Origin of the sequence: Apibacter muscae (assembly GCF_007845635.1) — a bacterium.
Taxonomy (GTDB): domain Bacteria; phylum Bacteroidota; class Bacteroidia; order Flavobacteriales; family Weeksellaceae; genus Apibacter; species Apibacter muscae.
Genome location: NZ_SELG01000014.1, coordinates 1 through 1,520 on the forward strand (window position 1 = coordinate 1; position 1,520 = coordinate 1,520).

General features: G+C 33.9%; 1 protein-coding gene and 1 pseudogene. Both read right to left on the bottom strand.

The features are described 5' to 3' along the window. Nucleotides 1–715, bottom strand: a 715-nt coding sequence (locus ETU08_RS00505; RefSeq protein ID WP_146261058.1) for a tyrosine-type recombinase/integrase, incomplete at its 3' end; no start/stop codon positions are given. A 116-nt stretch (nucleotides 716–831) separates the two neighbouring features. Beyond that, nucleotides 832–1,520: pseudogene (locus tag ETU08_RS11845) on the bottom strand (hypothetical protein); the annotation flags it as partial.

Sequence of the window (1,520 nt, forward strand, 5' to 3'; positions counted from 1 at the left end):
GGGTGGCTATACTATGGCGTAAGCTGTGTAGGGTTATATTTTTGTTTAGGGTGGTTCTTTTAAGTATTTTCTTTAGTAGTTCTAAGGCGGTATATTTTTTCATTCTCTTTTGTATTTGATTGAGTAATAGGGCGGTTTCTTTGGTTTTTATTCGGTTTCTTTGGTGTAAATACTTAGTAAAGTCTTTTTGTAGGGTTTGATTGATGGGTATTATTCTTCTTTTGCTGTTCTTTCCTTGTTCTACGATCACTAGTTTGTTTTTTATATCTAATTCTTCTGTATTGATTCTTTCTAGTTCTATGGCTCTGAGTCCACAGCCGTAGGCTAAATGTAAAAGGATTTTTTCTTGCAGGTTTTGGGTTTTTGAATAAAGGGTTTGTATTTCTTCTTGGGTGAGTATTATCCGTTCTTTATAGGGTTGTTTTTCCAGATGTAAAATAAGGGTTTCAAAAGGGTTTTTACTGATATATTTACTTTCTTTTATATATCTAAAATATTCTTTGGGGTGTGTGTAATACTGATATATTGTACTGCTATGTAATTTTCTTTGTTTTAATTCTTTTATATAATTTTCTAGGTCTTTTGTTTGTATTTGTTTCTCTTGTTTGTTTGTAAAGGTTAAAAAGCTTTTTATGTTTCTTATCTTGCTGTAAATGGTTTTGGGGTTATACCCTAGGGTGTGTAATTTTTCTTGGTAGTGGTGGAGTTGTTCCATTTTTGGGTTATGAGGTTTTATTTTTACCGTTCGCTGGATATTTGTATTTGATTATTAGTTAGTTAACTTGTTTTAGTGTTCGGCTGGCTTCCGCTTGGTGTTCACTGGTGCTCGGTTTATAGTTTTTCTAATTGGTTGTAAAAGTAGTCCTTGAGGTCTTTTCGTACTTTTTGCATATTGTCGTTATGGGCTATTTTGTATTTATAGCCTTTGTTGGGGTGTCCGAACTGTTGTAAGTATTCTAATTGTACTAATTGGTTTAAATAGTATTGTAATTGGGTTTTCTTGAGTCCTGTACTTTCCATAATATGGAACCTTGTAAATTCTTGGGTTTTAAAGTGTTTTTGTATGTTTTCATAAAACTGTCTAAGGCTTCCGTCTAATTCGTCTATTTTTAGGATTATGCTTTCAAAGAGTACTTCTATGGCGATTTGTAAGTCTTCTTTTTCGGTTATGATTTGATTATCGGCGGAGATTCTCCGATTTTTTTGGTTTAGGTAAGTGATCTGTCTTATGATGGATTGGAACATTTGATTTAGTCTTCTCTTTTTATGTACGTTGTCGGGTAATTGTAACTGGGTGGCATAGGGATTAATGACTTCTAGGTTCTGCAGGCTTCTTATGTAGTCTTGTAATTGTTTTTGGGCTTGTTTTTCCTGCAAGGAGCTTAGCTTTCCTGCGTATTTTTTATTTTGGTATTCTATGATTTTTTGGCTTTGTTCTTGGCTTTCGTCTACGGCTAAAACAAAGGATCTGCTCATGTTGTCTTCGTAGATTTCGCCTTTGGTGGTGGCGGATAAACTGC